At 72.8% G+C, this 21962-nt stretch carries 19 protein-coding genes and 1 riboswitch; of the genes, 3 read left to right on the top strand and 16 right to left on the bottom strand.

Translation table 11 applies throughout. The annotated features are described in order from the left end of the window. Positions 1-123 precede the first annotated feature (123 nt). From thiC to D7223_RS19140, 7 genes are all read right to left on the bottom strand, one after another. A complete protein-coding gene (gene thiC, locus D7223_RS19170) occupies positions 124-1716 on the bottom strand; it encodes a phosphomethylpyrimidine synthase ThiC (RefSeq protein ID WP_120729775.1) in 1593 nt (530 codons plus the stop codon). A 17-nt stretch (positions 1717-1733) separates the two neighbouring features. Continuing rightward, positions 1734-2522 (bottom strand): bifunctional hydroxymethylpyrimidine kinase/phosphomethylpyrimidine kinase, encoded by a 789-nt coding sequence (thiD, locus tag D7223_RS19165; RefSeq protein WP_120729774.1) that lies wholly within the window; start codon positions 2520-2522, stop codon positions 1734-1736. Then, complete coding sequence (locus D7223_RS19160; RefSeq protein ID WP_238162116.1) at positions 2519-3172, bottom strand: thiamine phosphate synthase; 654 nt, start codon at positions 3170-3172, stop codon at positions 2519-2521. The genes thiD and D7223_RS19160 overlap by 4 nt, the downstream gene beginning before the upstream one ends. Further along, complete coding sequence (locus tag D7223_RS19155) at positions 3169-3948, bottom strand: thiazole synthase (RefSeq protein ID WP_120729773.1); 780 nt, start codon at positions 3946-3948, stop codon at positions 3169-3171. Before D7223_RS19155 ends, D7223_RS19160 begins: the two co-directional genes overlap by 4 nt. Further along, positions 3945-4145 (bottom strand): sulfur carrier protein ThiS, encoded by a 201-nt coding sequence (gene thiS, locus D7223_RS19150; RefSeq protein WP_120729772.1) that lies wholly within the window; start codon positions 4143-4145, stop codon positions 3945-3947. The genes D7223_RS19155 and thiS overlap by 4 nt, the downstream gene beginning before the upstream one ends. Then, entirely contained in the window at positions 4136-5275 is a 1140-nt protein-coding gene (gene thiO / locus D7223_RS19145; RefSeq protein ID WP_186832338.1) for a glycine oxidase ThiO, read from the bottom strand. Before thiO ends, thiS begins: the two co-directional genes overlap by 10 nt. After that, positions 5269-5895, bottom strand: a complete 627-nt coding sequence (locus tag D7223_RS19140; protein WP_120729770.1) for a thiamine phosphate synthase — start codon at positions 5893-5895, stop codon at positions 5269-5271. The genes thiO and D7223_RS19140 overlap by 7 nt, the downstream gene beginning before the upstream one ends. Continuing rightward, a riboswitch (TPP riboswitch) is annotated at positions 5890-5999 on the bottom strand. It overlaps the preceding gene by 6 nt. Before the next feature lie 344 nt (positions 6000-6343). On the opposite strand from D7223_RS19140, the gene D7223_RS19135 reads away from it, so the two are divergent. After that, positions 6344-12163 carry a ThuA domain-containing protein gene (locus D7223_RS19135; protein WP_120729769.1) on the top strand — a complete coding sequence of 1940 codons (5820 nt, stop codon included), beginning with the start codon at positions 6344-6346 and terminating at the stop codon, positions 12161-12163. 74 nt (positions 12164-12237) lie between these two features. Continuing rightward, on the top strand, positions 12238-12768 hold the full coding sequence (locus D7223_RS19130; protein ID WP_120729768.1) for a hypothetical protein: 531 nt from the start codon (positions 12238-12240) through the stop codon (positions 12766-12768). A 102-nt stretch (positions 12769-12870) separates the two neighbouring features. Here the strand turns inward: D7223_RS19130 and D7223_RS19125 are convergent, their stop codons facing one another. The 4 genes from D7223_RS19125 to D7223_RS19110 are packed head-to-tail and all read right to left on the bottom strand — an operon-like array spanning position 12871 to position 17017. Next, positions 12871-13839: an aldo/keto reductase gene (locus D7223_RS19125; protein ID WP_186832337.1), complete on the bottom strand. Its 969-nt coding sequence runs from the start codon at positions 13837-13839 to the stop codon at positions 12871-12873. A 54-nt stretch (positions 13840-13893) separates the two neighbouring features. Then, positions 13894-14694 carry a nucleotidyltransferase domain-containing protein gene (locus D7223_RS19120; RefSeq protein ID WP_120729766.1) on the bottom strand — a complete coding sequence of 267 codons (801 nt, stop codon included), beginning with the start codon at positions 14692-14694 and terminating at the stop codon, positions 13894-13896. Next, the gene (locus tag D7223_RS19115) at positions 14691-16370 is read right to left on the bottom strand and encodes an ABC-F family ATP-binding cassette domain-containing protein (RefSeq protein ID WP_120729765.1); all 1680 of its coding nucleotides are present in this window, start codon (positions 16368-16370) and stop codon (positions 14691-14693) included. The genes D7223_RS19120 and D7223_RS19115 overlap by 4 nt, the downstream gene beginning before the upstream one ends. Before the next feature lie 41 nt (positions 16371-16411). Beyond that, entirely contained in the window at positions 16412-17017 is a 606-nt protein-coding gene (locus tag D7223_RS19110) for a class I SAM-dependent methyltransferase (RefSeq protein ID WP_120729918.1), read from the bottom strand. 145 nt (positions 17018-17162) lie between these two features. Between D7223_RS19110 and D7223_RS19105 the strand changes: the two genes are divergently transcribed. Next, positions 17163-18209: a hypothetical protein gene (locus D7223_RS19105; protein ID WP_120729764.1), complete on the top strand. Its 1047-nt coding sequence runs from the start codon at positions 17163-17165 to the stop codon at positions 18207-18209. Positions 18210-18270: 61 nt separating this feature from the next. On the opposite strand, the gene truA is transcribed toward D7223_RS19105, so the two are convergent. From truA to rpsK, 5 genes are all read right to left on the bottom strand, one after another. Continuing rightward, positions 18271-19101 (bottom strand): tRNA pseudouridine(38-40) synthase TruA, encoded by an 831-nt coding sequence (gene truA / locus D7223_RS19100; protein WP_120729763.1) that lies wholly within the window; start codon positions 19099-19101, stop codon positions 18271-18273. A gap of 65 nt (positions 19102-19166) precedes the next feature. Beyond that, positions 19167-19739 (bottom strand): 50S ribosomal protein L17, encoded by a 573-nt coding sequence (gene rplQ / locus D7223_RS19095; protein ID WP_120729762.1) that lies wholly within the window; start codon positions 19737-19739, stop codon positions 19167-19169. 32 nt (positions 19740-19771) lie between these two features. Next, on the bottom strand, positions 19772-20794 hold the full coding sequence (locus D7223_RS19090) for a DNA-directed RNA polymerase subunit alpha (RefSeq protein WP_120729761.1): 1023 nt from the start codon (positions 20792-20794) through the stop codon (positions 19772-19774). Between the two features lie 98 nt (positions 20795-20892). Further along, on the bottom strand, positions 20893-21519 hold the full coding sequence (rpsD, locus tag D7223_RS19085; protein ID WP_088998366.1) for a 30S ribosomal protein S4: 627 nt from the start codon (positions 21517-21519) through the stop codon (positions 20893-20895). Between the two features lie 13 nt (positions 21520-21532). Further along, positions 21533-21940, bottom strand: coding sequence for a 30S ribosomal protein S11 (rpsK, locus tag D7223_RS19080; protein ID WP_013288613.1), 408 nt, complete (start codon positions 21938-21940; stop codon positions 21533-21535). Between the last annotated feature and the right edge of the window lie 22 nt (positions 21941-21962).

Raw genomic sequence — 21962 nt, 5'->3', positions numbered from 1 at the left:
AGACAGGCTTGGCTTATTTCTGTCAGACATATTCATGTCCGGCAGAAATAAGCCAACGACATCTCCTGCCTTCTGGAGGACGACACGCCGGACCGCGGGCCAGACGCACGGGACGGCGCTGGATCAGGCCAGCGGCAGGTAGACCCGGCTTCCGGCGGCGAGGAACTCGTCGGACTTGTCCTTCATGCCGCGGGCGGCATACTCCTTCAACTCCTGGGTGATCTTCATCGAGCAGAACTTCGGCCCGCACATCGAGCAGAAGTGCGCGGTCTTCGCCGGCTCGGCGGGCAGCGTCGCGTCGTGGTACGACCGCGCGGTCTCCGGGTCCAGCGACAGGTTGAACTGGTCCTCCCACCGGAACTCGAAGCGCGCCTTGGAGAGCGCGTCGTCCCACGCCTGCGCCCCCGGGTGTCCCTTTGCCAGGTCGGCCGCGTGGGCGGCGATCTTGTAGGCGATCACGCCCGCCTTCACGTCGTCCCGGTCCGGCAGGCCGAGGTGCTCCTTCGGGGTGACGTAACAGAGCATGGCGGTGCCGAACATGCCGATCATCGCGGCGCCGATCGCCGAGGTGATGTGGTCGTAGGCCGGCGCGATGTCGGTGGTCAGCGGCCCGAGCGTGTAGAAGGGCGCCTCGTGGCACCACTCCTGCTGGAGGTCCACGTTCTCTTTGATCTTGTGCATCGGCACGTGCCCGGGACCCTCGATCATCACCTGGACGTCGTACTCCCAGGCGACCTTGGTCAGCTCACCGAGGGTGCGCAGTTCGGCGAACTGTGCCGCGTCGTTGGCGTCCGCGATGGAGCCGGGCCGCAGCCCGTCACCGAGGGAGAACGTCACGTCGTACGCCGCGAGCAGCGCACACAGCTCGCGGAAGTTCGTGTAGAGGAAGTTCTCCTCGTGGTGCGCCAGGCACCAGGCCGCCATGATGGAGCCGCCCCGGGAGACGATGCCGGTCACCCGGTCCACGGCCAGCGGCACGTACGGCAGCAGCACACCGGCGTGCACGGTCATGTAGTCCACGCCCTGCTCGGCCTGCTCGATCACGGTCTCCCGGAAGACCTCCCAGCTCAGCTTCACCGGGTCACCGCCGACCTTCTCCAGCGCCTGGTAGATCGGCACGGTGCCGATCGGCACCGGCGAGTTCCGCACGATCGCCTCGCGGGTCTCGTGGATCCGCTTGCCGGTGGACAGGTCCATCACCGTGTCCGCGCCCCAGCGGGTGGCCCAGGTCAGCTTCTCCACCTCCTCGGCGACCGAGGAGGTGACCGCCGAGGTGCCGATGTTGGCGTTGACCTTCACCAGGAACGCCTTGCCGATGATCGCGGGCTCGCACTCCGGGTGGTTGACGTTGAGCGGCAGCACCGCCCGACCGGCCGCGATCTCGTCCCGGACGAACTCGGGCTCGACCCCCTCCCGGATCGCCACGAACTCCATCTCCGGCGTGACCACGCCGGCGCGGGCGTACGCGAGCTGCGTCGCCCGCCGTCCGTCCACCCCGGCCAGCGGGGTGCCCGCACCGCGTACCGGCGCGACGTCCCCCCGGTCGGCGATCCACCCGCCGCGCAGCGGCGGCAACCCCACCTCCGGGTCGGAACCCGGGCCGGAGGTGTCGTAGAGCCGGACCGGCGGGTTGTCCCCGGCCAGGTCCACCTCGGCGAACGGCACCCGGACGTCCGGTCGGGATCCCTCGACGTAGACCTTGCGACGTGCCTGCATGACAGCCTCCCTGTCGCTCAAGCGGACCAACCGAAGTGGTCCAGCGGGCCGTGACCCGCGCCCAACTCCCAGTCCCGGGCGCCGGTCAGCGCCCGGGTGACGTACTCCTTGGCGGCGGTGACCGCGACCGGCACCGGCTCGCCCAGGGCGAGCCGGACGGCGATCGCCGCCGAGAACGAACACCCCGTCCCGTGGTTGTGCAAGGTGGGCACCCGGGGCGCCCGCAGCAGGGTGGTGCTGCCCCCACCGCAGAGCACGTCGACCGCCTCGCCGTCGGCGTCGACGTCACCGCCGGTGACCACCACGTACGCCGGCCCGGCGGCCACCAGGGCCTCGGCGGCGGCCACCATCTCCTCGACCGTGGTCACCGGCCCTCCGGTGAGGGCGGCGGCCTCCGCGCAGTTCGGCGTGACGACCTCGGCGTACGGCAGCAACCGCTCCACCGCCGCCACCACGCCGAGCGGGTGCCCGCTGGTGGCGACCAGCACCGGGTCGACGACGAGGTGCGGCAGCCGCCCGTTCCGGGCCGCCTCGGCCACCACCTCGGCGACGGCCGGGCTGCCCAGCATCCCGGTCTTGACCGCGCGGACGGTGAAGTCGACGAGCACGCTGTCGAGCTGGTCGGTGACCGTCCGTGGCGGCAGCGGCAGGACGGCGTCCACACCCCGGGTGTTCTGCGCGGTCACGGCGGTGAGCACACTGGTGCCGTACGCGCCGAGGGCGGCGAAGACCTTCAGGTCGGCCTGGATGCCGGCGCCGGCGCCGGAGTCCGAGCCGGCGATGGTGAGAACGGTCGTGGGTGTCACGGTTTCCCCTCGGTGGTGGCCGCGTCCCGGAAGGCGCTGCCCAGCGTGGTCGCCGTCTCGGCGGGGTCGGTGGCGCGCATGATCGCGCCGAGCACCGCCACCCCGGCCGCACCCGCCTCGACGCAGTCCCGCACCTGGTCGGGCCGCTCGATGCCGCCGAGGGCCAGCACCGGAACGGGGCAGACCCGGATCAGCGCGCGCAGTCCGGCCGGTCGCAGGGGCGGGCCGTAGCCGGGTTTGGTCCGGGTGGGCCAGACCGGCGAGAGGACGGCGTAGTCCTCGGTGGTCAGCCGGGCCAGTTCGGCCGGATCGTGGCAGGAGCGGCCGACCAGCCGCAGGCGCGGCGGCGGGTACGGGCCGGCGGCGGGCAGGTGGACGGCGTCGCCGTCGAGCGGGTCGGGGCCGGCGACGACCAGCGTCCCGCCCGCCTCGGTGAGGACCGCGCGCAGGTCCGCGGCGAGGGCGGCCCGCTCGGACCGGGGCAGGTCCTTGTCCCGGAGCACCACCCACCGCACTCCCCCGGCGACGGCCGCCGCGACCACCTCGACCAGCGGCCGCCGCGCCAGGCGTCGGTCGGTCAGGACCACCACCCCGGCGGGCCCGACGCCCGTCGGTCCCGGGTCGGGTGCGAGCAGACCGGGTCGCGTCACAGGTCCGGCCTGCCCTCGTCGGGGGTGGAGGCGAGCGCGTGGAAGCGGCGCTCGATCCGCCCGGCACCGTACGCGAGCCGGCCGGCCTGGACCGCGTACCGCATCGCGGTGGCCATCGCCTGCGGGTCGGCGGCCCGGGTCACCGCGCTGGCCAGCAACACCGCGTCGCAGCCGAGTTCCATGGCCAGCGCGGCGTCGGAGGCGGTGCCGATGCCGGCGTCGAGGATGACCGGCACGTCGACGCTCTGCCGGATCAGCCGGATGTGGTGCGGGTTGCTCACGCCCAGCCCGGAGCCGATCGGCGCCCCGGCCGGCATGACCGCCGCGCAGCCGACGTCGGCCAGCCGGCGGGCCAGGACCGGGTCGTCCGAGGTGTACGGCAGCACGGTGAAGCCGTCGGCGACCAGGTCCTCGGCGGCCCGCAGCGTCTCCACCCCGTCGGGCAGCAGCGTCCGCTCGTCGCCGATCACCTCCAGCTTCACCCAGTCGGTGTCGAACGCCTCCCGGGCAAGGTGGGCGACCTTGACCGCCTCGGCGGCGGTGTAGCAGCCGGCCGTGTTCGGCAGCAGCCGTACGCCGCAGCGGTCGAGCAGGTCGAGCAGTCCGCCGGCGGTGCCCGGTGCGGTGTCCACCCGGCGCAGCGCGAGGGTCACCAGTTCGGTGCCGGAGGCCCGGATCGCCCGCTCCAGGACGTGCAGGTTGGCCGCGCCGCCGGTGCCGAGCACGAGGCGGGAGGTGAAGGTCACGCCGCCCAGGTCGAAGGTCACCGCGCTCACCCGCCCTGGGCGGCGCTGAGCACCTCGACGCGGTCGCCGTCCCGCAGCACGGTCGCCGGCCAGCCGGTCCGGGGCACCACCTCGCCGTTCACCGCGACCGCCAGGCCGCGCTGCTGGTCGGTGACCGCGCGGACCAGGTCCGCGACGGTGGCGCCGCCGGGCAGGGTCCGGCCGGCGCCGTTCACGGTCAGTTCCACGGATTTCCCTCCTCGGTGGTGAACCGGTCCGGGGTGAAGGGGGCGAGCAGCGGGTCCGCCACCCCGGTGGTGATCAGGTCGGCGATCAGGTCGGCGGTGACCGGGGTGAGCACGATGCCGTGCCGGTGGTGGCCGGTGGCGGCCAGCACGCCGGGCCGGCCGGGCAGCGGGCCGAGGATCGGGGCGTTGTCCGGGGTGCCGGGACGCAGCCCGGCGACCGTCTCGACCAGGTCGTACCCGGCCAGTTCCGGCAGCAGGTCCACGGCGGCGCGGAGCAGTCGCAGCACCGCCTCGGCGGTGACGGTGGTGTCGGTGCGCTCCTCGACGGTCGCCCCGACCACCACCTCGCCGTCGACTCTCGGGACGAGGTAGACGTGCTCGCCGTCGGCGTACCCCCGGATCACGTGCCGGAAGCCCGGCGCGACGCCGCCGGGCGCGCGGAGCCGGACCACCTGGCCCTTCACCGGCCGGACCGGCAGCCCGGCGAGCGCGGCGGCGCCGCAGCCGGCGGCGACCACGGTGACCCCGGCGTCCAGGTCGGACAGCCGATCGACGGCGCTGGGCGCCAGGGTGGCGCCGGCCCGGACGGCCGCGGTACGCAGCGCCGCGACCAGGCGGCGCGGATCGACCTGGTGGTCGGTGGGGGCGAACGCGCCGCCGCGGACCCGGGTGGCCAGCGCCGGTTCGCGGTCGCGCAGCTCCGAGGGGCGCAGCGGGGTCACCGGCAGCCCGAGTCCCTGCTGGTACGCCCACAGTCGCCGCGCCTCGGCCAGGTCGTCGGCGGTGAGCCCGACCAGCAGGGTGCCGTCGGTGCGGTACCCGAGGTCGGCGCCGGTCGCCTCGGTCAGCTCGGCGGCGAAGGCCGGCCAGCGCGCGGCCGACGCGGTGAGCAGACCGGTCAGCTCGTGCTCGCCGAAGTACGCCTCGGCGACCGGGGCGAGCATCCCCGCGGCCACCCACGAGGCCCCCGACCCGGGCGCCGGATCGTGCACCACGACCCGCAGCCCGCGCGCGGCACACCGCCACGCGATCGCCAGCCCGACCGGCCCCGCCCCCACCACCGCCACATCCGGTGTAAGGAAGGGCCCCCCATTAACGCCTGCGGTAGAGGAAGGGCCCCCGCTTAACACGTCAGCGCCCCGAGCAGCTCCGCCGTGGCGCGGGCCGGATCGGCCGCACCGGAGAGCGCACCGACCACCGCCACCCCGTACGCCCCGGCGGCGCGCAGCGCGGCCACGTCCGCGACCGTGACGCCGCCGATGGCGATGACCGGCACCGGGACCGCCTCGGCGACGGCCCGCACCCCCGCCACCCCGATCGCCGGCGGCAGGCCGTCCTTGGTCGTCGTTGACCGGTAGGGCCCCACGCCGAGGTAGGTCGCACCGGCGGCGACCGCGGCGGCGGCGGTCACCGGCTCGCGCGAGGTGGCGCCGAGCACCGCGGTCGGGCCGAGCACCCGGCGGGCGGCGTCCACCGGCAGGTCGCCGGCACCGACGTGCCCACCGCCCGCGCCGGCAGCCAGGGCCACGTGCAGGCGGTCGTTGACCAGGCAGGTCGCACCGTAGGTCGCGCACATCGCGACGATCCGACAGGCGAGGTCGTACGCCTCCCGGTCGGTGGCGTCGTCGAGCACCCGGACCTGGACGACCAGCTCGGTACGGGCCACCGGCAGGGCGGCGCGCAGCACGGCGAGCGGGTCCCGGCCGGGCCGGGTGTCGGTGATCAGATGCAGTCGTCCCAGGGACGGCACGGCAACTCTCCTCCCTGCGCCGGCATTACCCGGATCAGGTTCGACGGTCGGGGGCTCACAGCCCCCCTCTCAGCCCGGTACACCGGGCTCCCGTGGGTCACTTGGCTGTCACCGTACGGCAGATCGGCCGGGCTGCCAACCCGGGTCTCGGGGCCGCCCCGGCGTTAAGAAGGGGCCCTTCCTCTACCGGAGGCGTTAACAGGGGGCCCTTCCTTACCCGTGGGCATCGAGGGCTTTGCACTGTCCTGAGGGGAATGTCGGCCGTCGTTGCCGAAACGTTATGTTGCCAAGGCTTGCCCCCGAGGCATCTACCGAGATTAATTTGTTCAGCGATTCGACATAATGCCGGAACGGGCGCCCTGACACAGCGTCCGACCGGCTCCATCCGGGACGGTCTTCGGCGAGCCGGCCCCCGCGACCCCTGTCCACCAGGACAAAGGAGACCGGAGTGTCCCTACCCCGCCGTGCCCGCAGACCCTTCACCGCCGCACTGCTCGCCTTCGGCCTCGCCACGTCCGCGCTCGTCGGCGCGCCCGCCGCGCAGGCCGCGCCGGCCACCCGTACCGCCCAGGCCGCGCCGCTGGCGGCCCCCGCCCCGAACGCCGCCGCCGACCCGTTCTCGGTCCTGGTGTTCTCCAAGACCGCCGGCTTCCGGCACGACTCCATCCCCACCGCCGTCGCCGCGATCCAGCAGCTCGGCGCGGAGAACGGCTTCACCGTCGACGCGACCGAGGACGCCGGCGCGTTCACCGACGAGAACCTGGCGAACTACCAGGCCGTCGTCTGGGTCTCCACCACCGGCGACGTGCTCAACCCCGACCAGCAGGCCGCGTTCGAGCGCTACATCAGGGCCGGCGGTGGCTACGCCGGCATCCACGCCGCCTCGGACACCGAGTACAGCTGGGCCTGGTACGGCGAGCTGGTCGGCGCGTACTTCGCCAGCCACCCGGCCAACCAGCAGGCCACCATCAAGGTCGAGGACCCGGCCCACCCGTCCACCGCCGGCCTGCCGGAGCGCTGGTCCCGCTTCGACGAGTGGTACAACTTCCAGTCCAACCCGCGCGGCGACGTGCACGTGCTGGCCAGCCTGGACGAGAAGAGCTACGCGCCGGGGGCCGGCGCGATGGGCGCCGACCACCCGATCGCCTGGTGCCAGGACTACGACGGTGGCCGCGCCTGGTACACCGGCGCCGGGCACACCCGCGAGTCGTACGCCGAGCCGCAGTTCCTGACCCACCTGCTCGGCGGCATCCGGACCGCCGCCGGGGCGCAGGACGCCGACTGCGGCGCCTCGCTGACCGAGAGCTTCGAGAAGGTGACGCTGGACAGCAACACCAGCAACCCGATGGAGCTGGACGTCGCGCCGGACGGACGGGTCTTCTACGTGGAGCGCGACGGGCGGGTGCAGATCGTCAAGCCGGACACCGGCAACACGGTCACCGCCGTCGACCTGGACGTCTTCACCGGCAACGAGGACGGCCTGATCGGCATCCGGCTCGACCCGGACTTCGCCACCAACAACTGGGTCTACCTGTACTACGCGCCGAACGACGGGATCGCCCGCAACCTGCTGTCCCGGTTCACGGTGACCGGGGACAGCATCGACCTGGCCAGCGAGAAGGAGGTGCTGCGGGTCGACACCCAGCGCAACACGTGCTGCCACGCCGGCGGCAGCATGGCCTTCGACTCCGACGGCAACCTCTACCTGGCCACCGGTGACAACACCAACCCGTTCGAGTCGAGCGCGTACACGCCGATCGACGAGCGACCCGGCCGGCAGGACTACGACGCCCAGCGCACCTCGGGCAACACCAACGACCTGCGCGGCAAGGTCCTCCGGATCCACCCGGAGGACGACGGCACCTACACCGTCCCGGCGGGCAACCTCTTCGCGCCGGGGACCGAGAAGACCCGGCCGGAAATCTACGGCATGGGCTTCCGCAACCCGTTCCGGATCGGCATCGACCCGCAGACCGACACCCTCTACGTCGCCGACTACGGGCCGGACGCCAACGCGGACAACCCGAACCGGGGTCCCCGTGGCCTGGTGGAGTGGAACATCGTCGGCGCACCGGGCAACTACGGCTGGCCGTACTGCACCGGGACGAACGAGGCATACAACGACTATCCGTTCCCGTCCGGGCCGAGCGGTGCCAAGTTCGACTGCGCCGCCCCGGTGAACAACTCGCCCAACAACACCGGTCTGACCGACCTGCCGCCGGCGATCCCGGCCACCGTCGACTACGGATACGCCGCCGACCCGCGGTACCCGGAGATCGGCGGCGGTGGTGCGCCGATGGGTGGCCCGGTCTACCGGTACGACGCCGACCTGGACTCGAACCGGAAGTGGCCGGCCTACTACGACGGCAAGGCGCTGCTCGGCGAGTGGAACCAGAACAAGATGTACACCATGCAGGTGACCGCCGACGGAAAGTCGTTGGTGGACATCAACCAGCTGCTCACCGGGCTGAGCATGATCCGGCCGATGGACTTCGAGTTCGGCCCGGACGGCGCGCTCTACCTGATCGAGTGGGGCAGTGGCTTCGGCGGCAACAACGACAACTCCGGCGTCTACCGGATCGACTACATCGCCGGTGACCGCGCGCCGATCGCGGCGGCCAGCGCCGAGCCGACCTCCGGGCCGGCCCCGCTGACGGTGACCTTCTCCAGCTCCGGCTCCCGGGACCCGGACGGCGGCGAGCTGACCTACGCGTGGGCGTTCGGCGACGGACAGACCTCCACCGAGGCCAACCCGACACACACGTACGCCACGGCGGGCAACTACACCGCCCAGCTCACCGTCACCAACCCCAAGGGCCGTACGGCGGTCGCGAACGTCCCGGTCACCGTGGGCAACACCGCGCCGACGGTGCAGATCGAGTTCCCGCCGGAGGGTGGCTTCTTCGACTGGGGCGACCAGGTCCGTTACACGATCACCGTCACCGACCCGGAGGACGGGGAGATCGACTGCGACCGGGTCCAGCTCCAGGTGCTGCTCGGTCACGACGAGCACGCCCACCCGCTGGAGCAGCACACCGGCTGCACCGGCACCGTCCAGACGTCGCTGGCCTCCGGGCACGGTGCCGAGGCCAACGTCTTCGCCGTCTTCGAGGCCACCTACACCGACGACGGTGGCGCCGGCGGAGCCGGGGCGCTGACCGGTCGCGACATCGAGCAGTTGCAGCCCAAGCGCAAGCAGGCCGAGTACTTCACCGCGACCGGCCGGACGCCGGTCAGCACCGGCGGCGGCGACGCCGGCGTGCAGCGGGAGACCGCCAGCGACACCGCCGGCGGCGGCCAGAGCATCGCGTTCATCGAGGACGGCGACTGGTGGTCGGTCGTGCCGGCCGACCTGACCAACATCGACCAGATCCGGTTCCGGGTCGCCTCGGCGAGCAACGGCGGCGTGATCGAGGTACGCGCCGGCGCGCTGGACGGTCCGGTCGTCGCCACCGCCACCGTGCCGGCCACCGGCGCCTGGCAGACGTACACCGACGTCACGGCACCGGTGACCGGCGCCGCGAGCGGGTCGCTGTACTTCGTGGCCCGGGATCCGGCCGGCGGCTCGGGTTCGCTGTTCAACGTCAACTGGGCCGACTTCCTCGGCCGGGGCGTCACCGAGAACGCACCGCCGGTGGTCACCGCCACCGCCACGCCGGCCACCGGCACCGCGCCGGTCACCGTCGCGTTCGACGGCACGGCCACCGACGCCGAGGGCGACACCCCCCTGACGTACGCGTGGGACTTCGGGGACGGCGGTTCCGCGACGACGCTGGACGCGACCCACACGTACACCACCCCCGGTGCCTTCACCGCCACCCTGACGGTGACCGACAGCAAGGGTGCGAAGTCGTACGCCACCGTCCCGGTGCGCGTCGACGCGCCGAACACGTCCTGCTTCGGGGCGCGCTCGGACGACTTCACCGGCAACACGTTGGACCGGGACCGGTGGACCAGCGTGGTCCGGGAGAACCAGTTCCTGTCGGTCGGCGACGGGGCGCTGCGGCTGCCCACCGGCGTCGGCGACCTGTACGGCTCCCGCAACGACGCCACCAACCTGGTGCTCCAGCCGGCGCCCTCGGGCGCCTGGCAGGTGACCACCCGGGTGACGGTGCCGGTGACGGCCACCTATCAGCAGGCCGGTCTGCTGCTCTACGGCGACGACGACAACTACGCCAAGGTGGACCTGCTCTACAACGGCAGCCGGCGGGTGGAGTTCCTCCGGGAGACCGCGGGCACCCCACGCAACGATGCCGCCGACAACGTCGAAGCCCCGGCGGGTGACACGATCCACCTCCGGTTGACCAGTGACGGGACGAACCTGACCGCCGCGATGTCCGCCGACGGGCAGACCTTCACCCCGGTGGGCCGGTCGGCCGAGCTGGCCGGCATCGAGAACCCGCGGATCGGGTTGTTCGCGCTCAACGGCGGCACCGACGCGCCGGTGGTCGACGCCGCGTTCGACTGGTTCCAGGTCACGCCGGACGCGCCGGCCGGCCCGGTCGATCCGTCCGACGAGTTCACCGGTGACGCGCTGGACAAGTGCCGGTGGGACGCGATCCTCCGGGAGGACCCGAACGGCTACCGGGTGACCGGTGGCGCGCTGCGGATCGACGTGCCGAACGGTGACATCTACGGCACCGACAACACCGGGCCGGAGAACTTCATCCTGCAGACCGCGCCGGCCGGCGACTGGACCCTGGAGACGAAGGTCGACGGCAGCCTGCTGGACGAGCAGTACCAGCAGGCCGGACTGATCGTGCTCGCCGACGACGACAACTACCTGAAGTTCGACTTCATCGCGGACAACCAGGTGGGGCAGCCGGTGACGCGGCGGATCGAGTTCCGCAGCGAGATCGGCGGGGCGGTGCAGAGCCCGCAGCCGGAGGTGACCGGCCTGACCGAATCGGTATGGCACCTGCGGCTGGCCCGCGGCGGTGACACCTTCACCGCCTCGTACTCGGCGGACGGCACGACCTGGACGGCGCTGACCGAGCTGACCAACACCGCGGTCGGCGCGACGCCGAAGGTGGGTCTGTTCACCCTCGGCGGCAACCAGACCGCGTCGAAGACGGCGTCGTTCGACTACTTCCGGGTCTCCACCGAGGCGGGCGACGACACCGCGCCGGTGACCACCGCAGAGGTGTCCGGTACGCCGGTCGAGGGGTGGCACACCGGGCCGGTCACGGTCACGCTGACCGCCGCCGACCCCGACGGCGGCAGCGGGGTGGCGCGCACCGAGTACCAGCTCGACGCCGCCACCGCCTGGACCGCGTACTCCGCCCCGGTGCAGGTGACCGGGGACGGCGAGCACGAGTTGCGGTTCCGGTCGGTCGACGAGGCCGGCAACGTGGAGGAGACGAGGACGGTCACCGTCCGGATCGACGCCACCGCTCCGGTCAGCTCCGCGGTGTTCGCCCCGGCGAACGACGAGGGTTGGCACGCCGGCACCGTTCCCGTGGTGCTCACCTCGACCGACGCCGGTTCCGGGGTGGAGCTGCTGGAGTGGTCGCTGGACGGCGGCGCGTGGACGCCGTACACCGAGCCGGTCGAGGTGACCGGCGACGGGTCGCACGAGCTGCTCTACCGGGCCACCGACAAGGCGGGCAACGCCGAGACGCTGAAGTCGGCGGTGGTGCGGATCGACGGCGAGAAGCCGACGCTGCTGGTGTCCGGACTGGCCGACGGCCAGCTCTACGGGGACAGCCAGGACGTCCGGGTGTCCTGGCAGGCGGTGGACCCGACGTCGGGCCTCGCCACCGTGGTCGGCCGGTTGGACGGCCGGCCGTACGCCAGCGGCACCCTGCAGGCGATGTACGAGCTGCCGCTGGGGCTGCACGAGCTCTCCGTGACCGCGACCGACAAGGCCGGCAACGCGACCACCTCGTCGGTCCGGTTCTTCGTCACCACCTCGTTCCGGGACATGCAGAACCTGCTGGACCGGTTCAAGGCGACCGGGCGGCTCTCGGCCGACGCGCACAAGCAGTTGAAGGCGAAGCTCGACGCGGCCCGTAAGGCCGAGGCGGCCGGCAACGACACCAAGGCGGTCAAGCAGTTGACCGACTTCCGCAACCTCGCCTCCGGCGCCACCCTGGTGCCGGAGGCCGAGGTCCGGGACGTGTTGGTCCGGGACGCCGACGCGATGATCGTCCGGCTCGGCGGCACCGCCAGCACGGCGGGCGTGAAGGCGAACGACGGTGCGTCGGTGAAGGGCAGCGGCCGGCTCGGCGGCGACCCGACCCGGCTCGCTCCCGGCCGTCGCCTGTGATCCCGGGGGTCCCGCCCGGCACCGTCGGTGCCGGGCGGGGCCCCACCCCACCCACGGCCCGAGAGGAGCTGAAGATGCGGATCGGCAAGGTGGTCGCCGCCGTGCTCGCCGGACTGGTGCTGGCGTTCCCGGCCGCGGCTCCGGCCGCGGCGCACACCGGCAAGCTCAAGCTGACGGTGGCCGGTGACGGCGCCGAAGGGATCACCATCCAGGCGAGGTACGCCGACGGCCACCTGCTGGACAGGGTGGTGCGGTTGACCGTGACCGCGTCGGGCGTCGGCGGCCGGACGGTGGGCCCGCTGCAACTGGAGCCGGCCGCCGAGGGGCAGGGTTTCTACGCCACCGGCCCGATCCTGTCCCCCGGCGACTGGCGGGTGACGGTGACCGCGCCGGCCCCGCACGCCGCCGAGGTGACCTCCCAGGTGCGGGCCCGGGTGGCGCAGACACCCGCGCCGGTGCCCGTCGCGGACACCGCGCGAGCCCCGGGCCGGACCGGTGCCGGCGGAGCGGCCGGCTGGTGGCGGCCGGTCGCGTTCGGCGTCGCCGGGCTCGTCGCGGTGGCGGTGCTGGTACCGCTGCTGACCCGGCGACGCCGGCCGTCTTGATCAACTCGACATCACTGGAAGCGGGTTGTCCGGCCGAGCAGACAGTCCGACTTCAGTGATGTCGAGTGGGTCTTGCCGGATCGCCACCTCGACCGCGCCGGCCTAGCGGTCGAGCAGGTCGCGCAGCGCCTCGGCGTCGGAGTCGGTGGGCTGCCAGGAGCCGGCCGCGGCATTGGCGCGGACCTGCTCGGCGGTGGTGGCACCGGCGATCACCGAGGTCACCGCGGGCTGGGCGGCCAGCCCGCCGATCGCCACCTGGAGCATGGACAGGTCCCGCTCGGCCGCGTACGCCTCGATCGCCTCGATGGTGTCCCAGTCGGCGGCGGCCAGGCGCGCCGCGTACCGGCCGCCACCGGCGAGGCGGCTACCGGCCGGCGGGGCCTGGTCCCGGCGGTACTTGCCGGTCAGCAGCCCGTTGGCCAGCGGGAAGAACGGCAGCAGGCCGAGCCCGAAGCGCTCGCACGCCGGGACCACCTCGGCCTCGACGCCCCGCTCCAGCAGCGAGTAGTGGTTCTGCGCGGAGACGAACCGGGTGCGGCCCTGCGACGACGCGGTCCAGTCGGCGTCGGCGATCTCCCAGCCGGCGAAGTTGGAGTTGCCCAGGTAGCGCACCTTGCCCGCGCGGACCAGGTCGTCCAGGGCGGCGAGCGTCTCCTCGATCGGGGTGTCCGGGTCCGGCTCGTGCATCTGGTAGAGGTCGATGTGGTCGGTGCCGAGCCGGCGCAGCGACGCCTCCACCGCCCGGGCGATGTAGCGCCGGGAGCCCCGCGCGCCGAAGTCGGCGCCGTTCAGGCCGTGCATGTCCATGCCGAACTTGGTGGCCAGCACCACGTCGTCCCGGCGGCCCTTGAGCGCCTGGCCGAGCAGCTCCTCGGAGCCGCCCTGCGGCTCGCCGTAGATGTCGGCCGTGTCGAAGAAGGTGATGCCGGCGTCCAGGGCGGCGTCCACCACCGCCCGGGTGCCGTCGAGGTCGAGCTTGCGGCCGAAGTTGTTGCAGCCGATGCCGACCACGGACACCACGAGTCCGGAGTCGCCCAGCCGGCGGTAGGTCATCTCAGTCACGAGATCCACCCTATGCCGGGCCCACCGGCGCCACCCGGGGAAGCCCGACCGGCCCCGGGCGGATCAGCCCAGCACGTCGTCGGCGAGACGACGGGCGGCGGCGAGCGTCACGGCCAGCTCGTCCGGGGTACGTCCGACCGCACCGAGCAGCGCCTGCGCCCGACCGGCGAACTCCGGCGGCGCGCCGGGCAGCCGGCCCGCCGACGCGACCGCGCCCTTCTCGTTGAGCAGCCACCGCCCGGCCTTCGCGTGCAGGACCTGTACCAGCACACCGACCGCCCGGAACAGGCAGCCCGCGACGTAGCCGCTGTCGCCCGCCGGGGCGGCCTTGGCAGCCCCGGCGAGCAGGAGGTCCACCTCCCAGGCGCCCCCGGCGAGGGCGGCGGCCAGCTCCGGCGGGTACGACGACGTCTCCGCCCGGAGCGCGGTCAGCTCGCCCGTCGGGTCGGCCAGCACCCGGGACAGGGCCACCTCTCCCGCGTACGTGTGCGAGTAGAACCCGAGCGGATGCCCCGGCTGCACGCCGACCTCGTACCGCCCGGCCCGACAGTCGGCCCAGATGCGGTGTACCCGGTCGAGGTCGCGGTAGATCCAGTCGACCGCGACCCCGCCGATCCGCAGCCAGCCGCCACCGTCCACCCACGGACCCCAGCCGCCGGGCTCCGCGAGCGCGACGTCCGGGTCGTCGCCCACAGCCGTGGCGAGCGCCCGCAGGGTCGGCACGTCGAGCGGCCCCCGGTAGTAGAGGCCGAGGTCCCAGTCGGAGTCGGGGCGGTGCTCGCCGCGGGCACGGCTGCCGCCCAGCGCGACGGCGACGACGCCGTCGACGGCGCAGAGGCGTTCGGCCAGGTCGTCGGGGATCACCGGACGTCCCAGACCGGCTTGGGGGTCTCCACCACCTCGCCGTCGCCCCGGAACAGCACGAACCGGTCGAAGGACCGGGTGAACCACCGGTCGTGGGTGACCGCGACGACCGTCCCGGCGAAGGCCGCGAGGCCCGTCTCCAGCGCCTCCGCGCTGGCCAGGTCGAGGTTGTCGGTGGGTTCGTCGAGCAACAGCAGCGTCGCCCCGGACAGCTCCAGCAGGAGTACGAGGAACCGCGCCTGCTGCCCGCCGGAGAGCGTGCCGAAGAGCTGGTCGCCCTGACCGGCCAGCTCGTACCGGGACAGCGCCGCCATCGCCGCGTGCCGGTCCATGCCGGTGCGGTGCTCGTCACCCCGCCAGAGGATGTCGACCAGCGTCCGTTCCATCAGCTCCGGCCGGTCGTGGGTCTGGGAGAAGTGGCCGGGGCGGACGCGGGCGCCGAGCCGGGCGACCCCGTCGTGGGTGACCGGGGCGAGCTTCTCCGCGCCGTCGACGGGTCCGTTGGCCGGGTCGGGGTCGGTGCCGCCCCGGGCCAGCAGCCGCAGGAAGTGCGACTTGCCGGTGCCGTTCGCGCCGAGCACGGCGACCCGGTCGCCGTACCAGATCTCCAGGTCGAAGGGGTAGGTCAGGCCGTCGAGTTCGAGCTGCTCGCAGATCACCGCGCGCTTGCCGGTCCGGCCGCCGGACAGCCGCATCCGGATGTCCTGGTCCTTGGGCGGCACGGGCGGCGGCCCGGCCTCCTCGAACTTGCGCAGCTTGGTCTGCGCCGACTGGTAGCGCGAGGCCATGTCGGAGTTGTACGCGGCCTTCTGCTTGTACATCAGCATCTGCTCGCGCAGCTTCTGGTGCTCCTCGTCCCACCGCCTGCGCAGCTCGTCGAGGCGGGCGTGGCGGGCGACCCGGGCGGCGTGCCAGGTGGTGAAGCCGCCGGGGTGCACCCAGGCGCCGCCGCCCTCCACGGCGACCACCCGGTCGGCGGTGTGCGACAGCAGCTCCCGGTCGTGCGAGACGTAGAGGACCGACTTGCCGGACTCCCGCAGCCGCGCCTCCAGCCAGCGCTTGCCGGGCACGTCGAGGAAGTTGTCCGGCTCGTCGAGAAGCAGCACCTCGTCGGGACCGCGCAGCAGCAGTTCCAGGGCGAAGCGTTTCTGCTGGCCGCCGGAGAGCGTGCGGACGGGCCGTTCCCGTGCGGCGTCCCAGGGCAGGTCGAGCACGATGGTGGCGACGGTGTCGAAGAGCACCTCCGCGTCGTACCCGCCGGCCTCACCCCACCCGGCGAGCGCGTCGGCGTACGCCAGCTGGGCCCTGCCGGCGGCGGTGCTGTACTTGCCGCGGACCTCGGCGGACCGCATGGCCGCCTCGGTGTCGGCGAGGCGGCGGCCGGCGGCCCGCAGCGCGGGTGGGGCGAGCGAGAGCGCCAGGTCGGCCAGCGTGGACTCGTCACCGATCATCCCGATGAACTGGCGCATCACGCCGAGCCCGCCGGTACGCGCGATCGCCCCGGTCCGCACCGGGAGGTCACCGGCCACCATCCGGAGCAGCGTCGTCTTGCCGGCGCCGTTCGGGCCGACCAGTGCGACCTTGGCCCCCTCACCGACCCGGAACGACACGTCGGTGAAGAGTTCCCGGCCGTCGGGCAGGATGTGCCCCACCCCCGCCACGTCCACGTATCCCACGCCGGCATCCTCCCCGAGTCGGTGCCCGCGGGCCCATCCAATTACCGGGTGACCCGCAGCACCCGGTAGCCCTTCTGGCTGGCGTGCCGGCCCACCTGCCAGCCGGAGTCGACCAACCAGCGGTGCAGCGAGTCGCCGCCGAGGTGCCGGGCCACGACCAGCCAGGCGACCCCGTCCGGGGCGAGCCGGGGCAACCAGCGCGCCAGCAGGTCGTGCAGTCCCTCCTTGCCGATCCGGATCGGCGGGTTCGACCAGATCTCGGCGAAGGTCACGTCGGCGGGAACGTCGTCCGGCGCGGCGACCCGTACCCGCTCGGCCGCGCCGACCCGTGCGGCGTTGGCGGCGGTCAGCTCCCGGGCCCGTTCGTTGACGTCGACCGCCCAGACCGTGGCGGCGGTGGCGCAGGTGGCCAGTACGCAGGTGATCGGTCCGAAGCCGCAGCCGATGTCGAGCAGGTGCCCGGTGGTGCTGGCGGACGGCAGGTCGGCCTTGCGGAGCAGGACCGCGGTGCCGGGGTCCAGTCGCGCGGCGGAGAACACCCCGCCGGCCGAGGCGAGTGTCCAGTCGCGGCCGGCGACGGTGAACTCGACCTCGCGCGGCTGGGCGGCGGTCGACGGTTCCGCGGTGAAGTAGTGGTCGCCGGTCACCGGGCGATTCTCGCAGGCGGTCGGTGCCGCCGGGACGGCGGTGGCCGCCGGGACGGGGGCGGCGGCGCTGCACGGCGACACACCACCGTCGCCCAATTTCCGATTTTTACCTTCTAAAGGGACAATCACTCCTAGTCTGGGCGACATGGTGTATCGGTACGAGTCCGATGAGGACGCATTCCTGGAGTACCCGGACCCGGCATCCGGGCCACCGTCGGGGCTCGGCGCCGCTGAACGACCCGCCGCCGGACCGTCCCCGTCCCGCTTCCCCGTGCCCTCGTTGCCCCGGACCAACCGGCTGGCCCTGCCCTCCATGGATCCGACGCCGGCACCCGGCACACATCCCCGGCAGCCACCCCGCGCCGCCGTCTACGCCACCACCGGCACGGCGCCTTCGCGGGCGACCCGGGGCGGCCGCGGCGGCGGCGGCCGGATGTGGCAGGTGGTCGTTGGTGGCGCGGCGGTGCTCGTCCTGCTGGCCCTCTGCGGCCTCGGCGCCGCCGCCCTGGTGAACGAACGGAACGCCGACCCGCGGACCACCCCGACCGAGGAACCCGCCGCGGCGCGCCCGACCGCGCCCGCGCAGCAGAACCTCGACGCCCGGGGGACTGACCCGGTGCCGCTGACCGCCCGGGAGGTCTTCGGCGGCAGGCGGCTGGTGCCCGGTGACGGTCAGGCCACCTACCAGGTGCTGAAGACGCACTCCAGCGGCAGTTGCGCGGTGGCCGCCACCGGCGAGGTCGCCGAACTGCTGGTCCGGCTCGGTTGCAGCCAGGTGGTCCGGGCGACCCTGCGCACCCCGGACGGTCAGCACCTGGTCACCACCGGCCTGTTCAACCTGGTCGACCGGGCCAGCGCCGAGGATGCCCGCGACCGGATCCGCCAGGTCCTCGACGACCGGGAGGGCCGGTTCCGGGGCATGGTGGCCGACGAGGAGACCGAGGCGATCGGCACCGCCCCGGCCCGGGTCGGCTGGCAGGTACGCGGCCACTACCTCGCGTACGCCCTGGTGGCCCGGGTCGACTCCGAGGCCATCCGGTCCGGCGACCCCACGGCCCGCGAGATCCTCTTCGACATGATCGAGCTGCACCTGAACCAGGGGGTGCTGGAACGTCGCGCCACCGGCGGCACGGCCGCCCAGCCCACCGAGGAGGCCACCGGGTCCCAGGAGGGTGGGTCGGCCGGCGACTGAGCCGGATCCACATCGGGGGACGCGGGTGCGGGGCCGGGCGGCTCCGCACCCGCCGTACGTCTCAGCCCTCCACGGGCACCCGCAGCCGCCGGGTCACCTCGGCACGGCTGGCGTACCCGGCCGGGTCCGCCGGGTAGCCGACCGCCACCAGGGTCAGCCCGTGCGCCGGCGCGACGGTCACCTCGCTGGACCGGTCCCGGCGGGCGAGCAGGCCGCCCGGCCACTCGACCGGTCGACGGCCGTCACCGGCGGCCAGCATCGCGCCGACCAGACTGCGCACCATCGCCTGGCAGAACGCGTCGGCCTGCACGGTGGCCACCAGGATCCCGTCCGGGTCACGCCGCCAGTCCAACCGGGTGACCTCGCGCAGGGTGGTCGCGTTCTCCTTGCGCCGGCAGTACGCGGCGAAGTCGTGCTCCCCCACCAACCCACCGGCGGCGGTGTTCAGCGCGTCCAGGTCGAGCGGCCGCGCCCAGGCCAGGGTGTCCCGTCGGCGCAGCGGATCGGCGCCCCACGGCGCGTCGGTCACCCGGTACTCGTAGCGGCGGAAGGTGGCCGAGAACCGGGCGTCGAACTCTGCGGGCACCTCGGTCATCGACCGGACCCGCACGTCGGTGGGGAGCAACCGGGCCAGCCGGCGCAGCAGCCGCCCCTCGTACCCGGCCCACACCGCGGCCGGCAGGTCGACGTGGCAGACCTGGCCGCTGGCGTGCACCCCGGCGTCGGTCCGGCCGGCCACGGTCAGTCCGGTGGCCGTTCCCGCCCCGAGCACCAGGTCCAGGGTCTCGACGAGCACCCCGGCCACCGTCCGCCGGGTCGGCTGGACGGCCCAGCCGGAGAAGTCGGTGCCGTCGTACGAGACGTCCAGCCGGAGCCGGATGCGCTCGTCCACTCGTACCTCCTCCACGGGTCGGGCCCGGCACCCACGAGGGGTGCCGGGCCCGGTCGCGGCCTCGATCAGGCCTTGTCGTTCTTGTCGTTCTCGCCGGCCTCGTCGCTGTCCTCGCGGGCGGCGGCGGTGTCACCGGAGGCCGAGACGGGCGCCTCGGCGTCCTGGTCGCCGGTGGAGGTCGACTGCGGGGTCTCGTCCGCTCCGGCGAGCGCCTCGACCTTGTCCTGCTGGGCGGCCTTGCGGGCGGCCGTCTTGCGGTTCGCCTTCGGCTCGGCGACCTGCAGCTCCTCGACCAGCTCGATGATCGCCATCGGCGCGGCGTCACCCTTGCGCGGACCGGTCTTCACGATCCGGGTGTAGCCACCCTGACGGTTGGCGTACCGCGGCGCGATCTGGTCGAACAGGGCGTAGACCACGTCCTTGTCCTTGACGACGCCCAGCACCCGCCGACGCGCGGCCAGGTCGCCCCGCTTCGCCTTGGTGATGAGCTGCTCCGCGAGCGGACGCAGCCGCCGGGCCTTGGTCTCGGTGGTCTGGATCTTGCCGTGCTGGAACAGCGCGGTGGCCAGGTTGGCCAGCATCAGCCGCTCGTGGGCCGGGCTGCCGCCGAGGCGGGGACCCTTGGTGGGCGTGGGCATTCTCGGTGCTCCTCGTTAATCCTCAGCCGCGCTTACAGCTGCTCGGTCTCGCGGTAGTCGTCGCTGTCGTAGTCGGCCTCACCGAAGCTGTCCACGACGTGCGCCGGGTCGAAGTTCGGGGCCGAGTCCTTCAGCCCCAGGCCCATCCCGGCGAGCTTCATCTTGACCTCGTCGATCGACTTCTGACCGAAGTTGCGGATGTCGAGGAGGTCGGCCTCGGTGCGCCCGATGAGCTCACCAACGGAGTTGATGCCCTCGCGCTTGAGGCAGTTGTAGGAGCGGACGGTCAGGTCCAGCTCCTCGATCGGCAGCGCCAGGTCGGCCGCCAGCTGGGCGTCCTGCGGGGACGGCCCGATGTCGATGCCCTCGGCGGTCTCGTCCAGCTCCCGGGCCAGACCGAACAGCTCGACCAGGGTCGAACCGGCCGAGGCCAGGGCGGTACGCGGACCCATCGACGGCTTGGTCTCGACGTCGATGATCAGCCGGTCGAAGTCGGTCCGCTGCTCGACACGGGTCGCCTCGACGCGGTAGGTCACCTTCAGCACCGGCGAGTAGATCGAGTCGACCGGGATCCGGCCGATCTCGGCGCCGGCCTGCTTGTTCTGCGCCGCCGTGACGTAGCCCCGGCCCCGCTCGACGGTCAGCTCCATGTCGAGCCGGCCCTTGCCGTTCAGGGTGGCGAGCTTCAGGTCCGGGTTGTGCACCGAGACGCCGGCCGGCGGCTGGATGTCGCCCGCCGTCACGTCGCCCGGGCCCTGCTTGCGCAGGTACATGCTGACCGGCTCGTCGTGCTCGGAGCTGACGCACAGCTCCTTGATGTTCATGACGAGCTCGACCACGTCCTCCTTGACGCCGGGGATCGTGGTGAACTCGTGCAGCACACCGTCGATCTTGATCGAGGTGACCGCCGCACCCGGGATCGACGACAGCAGCGTACGCCGCAGCGAGTTGCCCAGGGTGTAGCCGAAGCCGGGCTCCAGCGGCTCGATGGTGAACCGGGAGCGGGTCTCGTTGATCGACTCTTCGGAGAGAGACGGTCGCTGGCTGATGAGCATTTCTTCTCTTCTCTTCCGGGGCGCCCGCTATTTGACGCCCACGACACAAACTGTTCCGGTGGCCCGCCCCGGTGAGGGCGGGCCACCGCAACGAGCCCCTACTTGGAGTAGAGCTCGACGATCAGCTGCTCCTGGACCTGGGTGTCGATCACCTGGCGGGCCGGGAGCGAGTGCACGAGAACCTTCATCTGGCTGGGGATGGCCTCGAGCCACGCCGGGACGCTCTTGGAGCCGGCCTCGGCCTGCGCGACGATGAACGGGGTGAGCTCCTTGCTCTTGCCCCGGACCTCGATGATGTCGTGCTCCTTGACGCGGTACGACGGGATGTCGACCTTCTTGCCGTTCACCGTGAAGTGACCGTGCTTGACCAGCTGACGGGCCATGTCCCGGGACTTGGCGTAGCCGGCCCGGTAGACCACGTTGTCCAGCCGCGACTCGAGGATCTGCAGCAGGACCTCGCCGGTCTTGGCCTTCTTGCCCACGGCCTCTTCGTAGTAGCCGCGGAACTGCTTCTCCAGCACGCCGTAGACGCGGCGGGCCTTCTGCTTCTCACGGAGCTGGAGCAGGTACTCCGTCTCCTTCGTGCGGCCGCGGCCGTGCTGCCCGGGCGGGAACGGCCGGGACTCGAACGGGCACTTCGGACCATCGCACTTGCTGCCCTTGAGGAACAGCTTCATCTTCTCCCGCCGGCAACGGCGGCAGTCAGCACCGGTGTAACGAGCCATCTCTCTCTACCTCTCAGACCCGACGACGCTTGGGCGGACGGCATCCGTTGTGCGGCTGCGGGGTGACGTCGGAGATCTGCCCGACCTCGAGGCCCACGGCCTGCAGCGAACGGATGGCGGTCTCCCGGCCGGAGCCGGGGCCCTTGACGAACACGTCGACCTTGCGCATGCCGTGCTCCATGGCCCGACGCGCGGCGGCCTCGGCGGCCAGCTGCGCGGCGAACGGAGTCGACTTGCGGGAGCCCTTGAAGCCCACCTGGCCGGACGAGGCCCAGGAGATGACGGCACCGGTCGGGTCGGTGATCGACACGATGGTGTTGTTGAAGGTGCTCTTGATGTGCGCCTGCCCGTGGGCGACGTTCTTGCGTTCCTTGCGCCGGACCTTCTTGACAGCGGCTCCGGCACGAGCCTTCGGTGGCATAAGTCTGTGCGCTCCTGAATGA

The sequence above is a fragment of the Micromonospora endolithica genome (genome assembly GCF_003626595.1).
GTDB lineage: Bacteria > Actinomycetota > Actinomycetes > Mycobacteriales > Micromonosporaceae > Micromonospora > Micromonospora endolithica.
The sequence above is the reverse complement of the archived record's forward strand: the minus strand, read 5'-3'. Positions and strand labels throughout refer to the sequence as shown.

Coding starts and splice junctions, on each gene's coding strand:
- thiC (WP_120729775.1), bottom strand. CDS start 1,716: ATGCAGGCACGTCGCAAGGTCTACGTCGAGGGATCCCGACCGGACGTC.
- D7223_RS19130 (WP_120729768.1), top strand. CDS start 12,238: ATGCGGATCGGCAAGGTGGTCGCCGCCGTGCTCGCCGGACTGGTGCTG.
- D7223_RS19105 (WP_120729764.1), top strand. CDS start 17,163: ATGGTGTATCGGTACGAGTCCGATGAGGACGCATTCCTGGAGTACCCG.
- rplQ (WP_120729762.1), bottom strand. CDS start 19,739: ATGCCCACGCCCACCAAGGGTCCCCGCCTCGGCGGCAGCCCGGCCCAC.
- D7223_RS19090 (WP_120729761.1), bottom strand. CDS start 20,794: ATGCTCATCAGCCAGCGACCGTCTCTCTCCGAAGAGTCGATCAACGAG.
- rpsD (WP_088998366.1), bottom strand. CDS start 21,519: ATGGCTCGTTACACCGGTGCTGACTGCCGCCGTTGCCGGCGGGAGAAG.
- rpsK (WP_013288613.1), bottom strand. CDS start 21,940: ATGCCACCGAAGGCTCGTGCCGGAGCCGCTGTCAAGAAGGTCCGGCGC.